The sequence below is a fragment of the Methyloceanibacter sp. genome, assembly GCF_051306395.1.
In the GTDB taxonomy this organism is placed as follows: domain Bacteria; phylum Pseudomonadota; class Alphaproteobacteria; order Rhizobiales; family Methyloligellaceae; genus Methyloceanibacter.
Map to the genome: position 1 here is coordinate 1 of NZ_JBPPND010000265.1, position 7,003 is coordinate 7,003.

The 7,003-nt window shown below is 63.3% G+C and carries 9 protein-coding genes; 1 reads left to right on the forward strand and 8 read right to left on the reverse strand.

Annotated features, from left to right (window positions below; translation table 11 throughout):
• Positions 1 to 119: 119 nt before the first annotated feature.
• The 8 genes from ACSLE4_RS14300 to ACSLE4_RS14335 all read right to left on the reverse strand — a co-directional run bounded on the left by ACSLE4_RS14300 (position 120) and on the right by ACSLE4_RS14335 (position 6,505).
• On the reverse strand, positions 120 to 395 hold the full coding sequence (locus tag ACSLE4_RS14300) for a hypothetical protein (RefSeq protein WP_435905100.1): 276 nt from the start codon (positions 393 to 395) through the stop codon (positions 120 to 122).
• Between the two features lie 316 nt (positions 396 to 711).
• Positions 712 to 1,686: a quinone oxidoreductase family protein gene (locus ACSLE4_RS14305; RefSeq protein WP_435905101.1), complete on the reverse strand. Its 975-nt coding sequence runs from the start codon at positions 1,684 to 1,686 to the stop codon at positions 712 to 714.
• A gap of 24 nt (positions 1,687 to 1,710) precedes the next feature.
• Entirely contained in the window at positions 1,711 to 3,183 is a 1,473-nt protein-coding gene (gene gatB, locus ACSLE4_RS14310; protein WP_435905102.1) for an Asp-tRNA(Asn)/Glu-tRNA(Gln) amidotransferase subunit GatB, read from the reverse strand.
• A gap of 9 nt (positions 3,184 to 3,192) precedes the next feature.
• Positions 3,193 to 3,504: a chorismate mutase gene (locus ACSLE4_RS14315; protein WP_069624239.1), complete on the reverse strand. Its 312-nt coding sequence runs from the start codon at positions 3,502 to 3,504 to the stop codon at positions 3,193 to 3,195.
• Positions 3,505 to 3,518: 14 nt separating this feature from the next.
• Entirely contained in the window at positions 3,519 to 3,923 is a 405-nt protein-coding gene (locus ACSLE4_RS14320) for a RidA family protein (RefSeq protein WP_435905103.1), read from the reverse strand.
• Positions 3,923 to 5,407, reverse strand: a complete 1,485-nt coding sequence (gene gatA, locus ACSLE4_RS14325; protein WP_435905104.1) for an Asp-tRNA(Asn)/Glu-tRNA(Gln) amidotransferase subunit GatA — start codon at positions 5,405 to 5,407, stop codon at positions 3,923 to 3,925. The genes ACSLE4_RS14320 and gatA overlap by 1 nt, the downstream gene beginning before the upstream one ends.
• Before the next feature lie 4 nt (positions 5,408 to 5,411).
• Entirely contained in the window at positions 5,412 to 5,699 is a 288-nt protein-coding gene (gene gatC / locus ACSLE4_RS14330; protein ID WP_435905105.1) for an Asp-tRNA(Asn)/Glu-tRNA(Gln) amidotransferase subunit GatC, read from the reverse strand.
• Between the two features lie 104 nt (positions 5,700 to 5,803).
• Positions 5,804 to 6,505, reverse strand: a complete 702-nt coding sequence (locus ACSLE4_RS14335; RefSeq protein ID WP_435905106.1) for a metal-dependent hydrolase — start codon at positions 6,503 to 6,505, stop codon at positions 5,804 to 5,806.
• Positions 6,506 to 6,561: 56 nt separating this feature from the next.
• Between ACSLE4_RS14335 and ruvX the strand changes: the two genes are divergently transcribed.
• Positions 6,562 to 7,003 (forward strand): Holliday junction resolvase RuvX (ruvX, locus tag ACSLE4_RS14340; protein WP_435905107.1); only part of this gene is annotated, 442 nt, incomplete at its 3' end.

The window sequence follows — 7,003 nt, forward strand, 5'->3', positions numbered from 1 at the left end:
AGCTATGACTGCATGCTCTCTCTGTTCCGCGATTGCAGCGGAAACGAGTGAGGGCGCCAGGCTGATCGCCCAGCGCCCCCTCCCCTGATCCTGAAAGTTCAAAAACTTGGAGTCTGACCCTAGTGGGTCTGGATCCACTCGCGTGCTTGGCGTTGCGCCTCGGCGACCTGATCCGCCGTCATCTCCCGAGCGAGCTCGACGCGATAGGTCAGCGCCGAAGCATTGCCCCGCGCCGCGGCGAGGTTGAACCATTTATGCGCGGTCACGAGATCCGCATCCACGTCGCGGCCGGTGGCGTAAAGCATCCCCAGCTCGAAGAGAGCATCGGGCGCCCCTGTTTGCGCCGCCAGCTCCATGTAGCCCGTAATCCCCGTCGCCATATCCAGTCGAGCCATAATACGTCCCCCTGTTGACCCTCTTTGAACCGCTGACGAACCTGCTTTTTCCCTCGCAAGGTTCGGCGCGTGTCGTTCACTTCAAACCTGGGGAGATCATCGGCCAGCACTTTCAACAAGGTCTGAATCGTCGTGGTGAACGCAAAATCAGGAAAGATAAAATGCGCGGTAACTTAGGTTTACATTGCAAGCGTTTGCGCGCGCGTCTGCGCGGCTCAAACCTTAACATCGGCGTTTGGCAAGACTTCTTTGACCATCGCTGGTCACACGCCGATAACCACGGCGAAACTTGGCGGAAGAAAAAACTTCGCGCGTCCTACGGAATGAGCAGCGTCGATCCCGTGGTGAGCCGTCCTTCGAGCTCGCGATGCGCGCGTTCTGCGTCGCTGAGCGAATAGGTCTGATTGACGGCGATCTTGACCTTGCCCTTGGCGATGACGCCGAACAGATCGTTGGCGGTGGAGACCAGCTCTTTCCGCGTTGAGATGTAGTCACCGAGCGCGGGCCGCGTCGTGAACAGCGAGCCCTTCTGCGCCAAAAGATTGATCCGGAACTCCGGCACCGGCCCCGACGCCTGGCCGAAGCTGACCCACATGCCCCGCCTCTTCAGGCAGTCGAGCGACATCGGGAACGTGTCCTTGCCGATGGAATCGTAGACCACGTCGACGCCCTCGCCCTTGGTGTAGTCCTTCACCTTGGCGACCACGTCTTCTTCCCGGTAGTTGATCACATGGGTGCAGCCGTGCGAGCGCGCGATCAGCGCCTTGCCGGACGAGCCGACCGTGCCGATCACCGTAGCGCCGAGCGACGCCGCCCACTGGCAGGCGATCATGCCCACGCCGCCCGCCGCCGCATGAAACAGCAGCGTCGTCTCTGGGCCGACCTTGTAGGTCCGGCGTAGGAGATATTGCGCGGTCATGCCTTTCAGCATGACGGCCGCCGCCGTCTCGTCGTCCACGCCCTCGGGAATGCGCACCACGCGGTCGGCCGCGATCAGCCGCTCTTCGGCGTAAGCGCCGACCGGGCCCGCGTAGGCCACGCGGCGCCCGACCTTCAAGTCCCGCACGCCCTCGCCCACGGCTGTAACGACGCCGGCGCCTTCCATGCCCGGGATGAAGGGCAGCTCGTCTTGCGGATAGAGCCCGGTGCGCCCGTAGACGTCGATGAAGTTGAGGCCAATGGCCGTCTGCTTGATGCGCACCTCGCCCGGACCCGGCTCGTCAACCTCGACCTCCTCCCATTTGAGGACTTCGGGGCCGCCGTACTCGTGAACGCGGATGGCTTTGGTCATGCCGGGATACTGCGCAAGACGCGCCTACTCGATGCCAAGCTTCGACTTGAGCAGTTCGTTGACGGCCTGGGGGCTCGCTTTGCCGCCGGTCGCTTTCATCACCTGACCGACGAACCAGCCGATCAACGCGGGCTTCTCCTTGGCCTGCTCGACCTTCTCCGGGTTCGCGGCGATAACCTCATCGACTGTTTTCTCGATGGCGCCGACATCGGTGACCTGGTTCAACCCGCGCGCCTCGACGATCCCGGCCGGGTCGCCGCCTTCGGTCCACGCGATGTCGAATACGTCCTTGGCGATCTTGCCGGAGATGGTGCCTTCCTTGATGAGATCGACGATACCGCCGAGCTGATCCGCGGAGATCGGGCTGTCGAGGATGGTCAGGCCTTCCTTGTTGAGACGGCCGAACAACTCGTTGATGACCCAGTTCGCCGCCTGCTTGGCGTCGCGGCCCGCCGCCACCGCCTCGAAATAATCGACGCTCTCGCGCTCGGCCACGAGCACGTCGGCATCGTAGGGCGTGAGCCCATAGTCGGCGATAAAGCGCGCGCGCTTCTCATCCGGCAGCTCCGGTAGGTCCGCGGCCAGCTCGTCCACATAGGTTTGCGTCAGCTCGAGCGGCAAAAGGTCCGGATCCGGGAAGTAGCGATAGTCGTGCGCCTCTTCCTTGGACCGCATGGAGCGCGTCTCGCCGGTCTTGGCGTCGAACAGCCGCGTCTCTTGAACGATCTCGCCGCCGTCTTCGAGGATCTCGATCTGGCGCCGCGCTTCATACTCGATGGCCTGGCCGATGAAGCGGATCGAATTGACGTTCTTGATCTCGCAGCGCGTGCCGAGCTCGTCCCCCGGGCAGCGCACCGATACGTTCACGTCGGCGCGTAACGATCCTTCGTCCATGTTGCCGTCGCAGGTGCCGAGATAGCGCAGAATGGTGCGGAGCTTCGACACATAGGCTTTGGCCTGCTCGGACGAGCGGAGATCCGGCTTCGACACGATCTCCATCAGGGCCACGCCCGAACGGTTGAGGTCCACATAGGAGTTCTGCGGATGCTGGTCGTGCAGGCTCTTGCCCGCGTCCTGCTCCAGATGCAGGCGCTCGATGCCGACAATGACACGCTCGCCGGAGAGCAGATCGACGATGACCTCCCCCTCGCCCACGATCGGGTTCTTATACTGGCTGATCTGATAGCCCTGAGGTAGATCGGGATAGAAATAATTCTTCCGGTCGAACACAGAGTAGAGATTGATCTGCGCCTTCAAGCCCAGCCCTGTGCGCACCGCCTGCGCCACGCAGACTTCGTTGATGACGGGCAGCATGCCGGGCATGGCCGCGTCGACCAAGCTGACATGGGAATTGGGATCGCCGCCGAACTCCGTCGAAGCGCCGGAGAACAGCTTGGCGTTGGAGGTGACCTGGGCATGGACTTCCATGCCGATCACCACCTCCCACTCGCCGGTGGCACCTTCGATCAGGTTCGATTTTTCCGTCTTGGCGTCCATGAGCCGCCGCTACTCCTTGGGCTCCGTCGTGCGGAGCTTCTCCTCTTCATACTGGATGAACCAGCCGATCATTTGACGCCAAAGAGCCTCGACCAGCTCCGGCGGCAAATCGTTTTCGGCCGCCCGGGCCTTGACCTTGTCGATAACCTGCTGGATGCGCCACGGCACCCGTGCATCGGCCGGCGACTTCTTGAGCTGCCAAGCCCTGTCCACATAGGCGAAGCGCTCGCAAATGAGGTCCACCAAAGCCTGATCGATGCGGTCGATTTCAATCCGCACCTCTTCCATGGACTGGCATTTCTGTGCTGCGCGGGTCGCCATTGTTCAGTCTCTCGCTATTTTGAGGCCTCGGCCACCACGGCATCCGCCTCAATCTCGACCAGCCAGTCGGGACTGACGAACCCGGTGACCTGAAGCGCCGTGTTGGCGGGACGAATATCGCCGAAGACCTCGCCGTGAACCCGGCTCACCGCTTCGAAATGCGCCATGTCGATCAGGTAGATGCGGGTGCGGACCACGTCTTTCAGGCTCGCGCCGGCTTTGTCGAGTGCTTCGGCGATGGTCTCGAAGATCGCGCGGGTCTGCGCCTCCGGATCGCCGATCGCCACGGGCTTACCGCCCGAGGCCGCCGTCGTGCCGCTGACCGCCACGAGGTTGCCCACGCGCACCGCCCGGCTGAAGCCCACGATCTTCTCGTAAGGACTGCCCGAGGACACCAGCAGGCGATCGTTCCCGGCCATCACGCCTTGCTCCACCAATCGGCCGGCTTGGACAACGGCGCCGCCGCATCCTCGATCACCTGCCCTGCCCGGAATAGCGTCTCTTCGTCGAAGGCGCGCCCGATCAGCTGAAGGCCGAGCGGCGTGCCTTCCGACGACAGCCCCGCCGGCACCGACATGCCAGGCAGCCCCGCCATGTTCACCGTGACCGTGAAGATGTCGTTCAGATACATTTCGAGCGGGTCTCCGGACTTCTCGCCGGCCGCGAACGCAGCTCCCGGCGTGGTCGGCGTCAGGATCGTATCGACGGTCTCGAAAGCCTGGTCGAAATCCCGCTTGATCAAGGTCCGCACCTTCTGCGCTTTGAGATAGTAAGCGTCGTAATAGCCGGCCGACAGCACATAGGTACCGATTAGGATACGCCGCTTCACTTCGGCGCCGAAACCCGCCTCGCGCGTGTTCTCATACATGGAGATCACGTCGGAGCCCTTCTCGCGCAGGCCGTAGCGCACGCCGTCATAGCGAGCGAGGTTCGACGAGGCTTCCGCCGGCGCGACGATATAATAAGACGGCAGCGCATATTTGGTGTGCGGCAGGCTCACCTCTTTGATCTCGGCGCCGGCCTCTTTCAGCCAGGCGATGCCCTGCTGCCACAGCGCCTCGATCTCAGGCGCCATGCCCTCGACGCGATACTCCTTGGGAATGCCAATGGTGAGGCCTTTGACACCCTGGCCGACGACCGCCTCGAAATCGGGCACCGGCAAATCCGCGCTGGTCGTGTCCTTCGGGTCGTGGCTCGCCATGGCGCCCAGCATGATGGCGGCGTCGCGCACGGTGCGCGTGATCGGCCCGGCTTGATCGAGCGAGGAAGCGAACGCCACGATGCCCCAGCGCGAGCCGCGACCGTAGGTGGGCTTGAGGCCGACAGTGCCGGTGAAGGCGGCGGGCTGGCGGATCGAGCCGCCCGTGTCCGTCGCCGTGGCGCCCAAGCACAACCGCGCGGCGACCGCAGCCGAGGAGCCGCCGGAGGAACCGCCCGGCACCAGCGGCGCCTCCGAGCCGTCGCGCCGCCAGGGATTGATCACGTTGCCATAGAAGCTCGTCTCGTTAGACGAGCCCATGGCGAACTCGTCATTGTTGAGCTTGCCGAGCATCACCGCGCCTTCCGCCCAAAGATTGGCGGTGACGGTCGATTCGTAGGTGGGCGTGAAGCCGTCGAGAATGTGCGAGCACGCCGTGGTGCGCACGTCCCGGGTGCAGAACAAATCCTTGATGCCGAGCGGGATGCCTTCGAGCGCGCCGCCCTCGCCTTTGCCGAGTTTTGCATCGCTCGCACTTGCCATTTCGAGCGCGCGCTCCGGTGTCGGCAGCACATAGGCGTTGAGCGCCGCGTTGGCCTTCTCCATTGCGTCGAGATGCGCTTGCGTCAACTCTTCCGCCGAGAAGGACTTGGCGCGCAGGCCCTTGCGGGCCTCGGCGATGGTGAGATTTGTCAGGTCGGTCACGGCGCTACTCGACGATTTTCGGCACGACGAAATAGTGATCGTCCACCGCGGGCGCGTTCTTGACGATATCGTCGGCACAGAAGCCGTCGGTCACCTCGTCCTTGCGCTTCTTCATGGTCATGGCTTCGACCCGCGTCATGGGCGCCACATTGCTCGTGTCGAGCTCGTCGAGCTGCGCCACCCAGTCCAGAATGCCGGACAGCTCCGTCTCCAGCCGCGCGGCCTCCTCATCGGTGATGGCGATGCGGGCAAGGCGGGCAATACGGCGGACTGTGGCGCGGTCGACGGACATGGATCTGAGCGGGCTGGTGGGGGTCTGAAAAGTCTGAGGCTTCCCTGTAGCACCGCCCCGGAAGAGCGGCAACTTGGCGTGTGGCCACGCCTTTATAGGGATTCTCAAGCCTCGAACGGCACGCCCACCTCGGGGACCAGGACCCGGTTGCCGGCCATCTCCGCCACGAACTTGTCCGCCGTCTGGTCGATGATCGGGAAGGTCCCATAGTGGCAGGGCACCACGGTCTCGAACTCGAAGAAACGCTTGCAGGCGAGCGCCGCCAACTTGGCGCCCATGGTGAAGCGGTCGCCGATGGGCACGAAGCCGATCTTGGGCTGGTGCATCTCGTTGATCAGGCCCATGTCGGAGAAAATGTCGGTATCGCCCATGTGGTAGATCGTTTTGCCGGACTTCGGCGTGATGATGACACCGCAAGCCGCACCCAGATAAAGAGGCTTGCCGTCGACGATCGTCGAGGACGAGTGAAACGCCGGCACATAGGTCACGGAAAAATCGCCGAAGTTCAGCGTGCCGCCGGTATTGGCATACTCCGCCTTCTCCACGCCCTTGGACTGCAAGTGAGCGGCGAGCTCGAAAACGGCGACGAGTGTAGCGTCGCTCTCCTTGAGGATGGGCACGGTGTCTCCGGTATGGTCGTCGTGGCCGTGCGTGAGGACCAGATGCGTGATCCCCTTCGCGACCTCGCGCACCGGAATCCCCGCATTCTCGAACGTGGCATTGCCGGTCAGGAAAGGATCGATCAGGATACGGCTCTCGCCGGTCTCGACGCGAAAGCAGGAATGTCCGAACCACGTAATCTTCATCGTCTCACCCTTAGTTTGCTCCTGTGACAGCAGCACCGCCCCTTCCTATCGAAGACTTGCCTGCGAGGCTACAGCGCGACGCGCGGCTGCTCGGTCTCGACGTGGGCACCAAGACCGTGGGTCTTGCCTTGTCGGACGTGACCCGCTCGATTGCCACCCCCTATGAGACCATCAAGCGCACGAAGTTCACCGCCGATGCCAAGGCCATCGCCGCCATCGTCGCCAAAGAGGGCGTCGGCGGTCTTGTGATCGGCATGCCGTTCAATCTCGACGGCAGCGAAGGGCCGCGCGCCCAATCGACGCGGGCTTTCGCGCGCAATCTTTCCGCTCATGTCGATCTGCCCATGACCTTCTGGGATGAGCGGCTGTCGACCGCGGCCGTCGAACGTCATCTGATCGAGGCGGATGCGTCCAGAAAGCGCCGGGCCGAGGTCATCGACCGCATGGCCGCCGCCTATATTCTGCAAGGCGCGCTGGACCGGCTCAAGAACCTGGCGG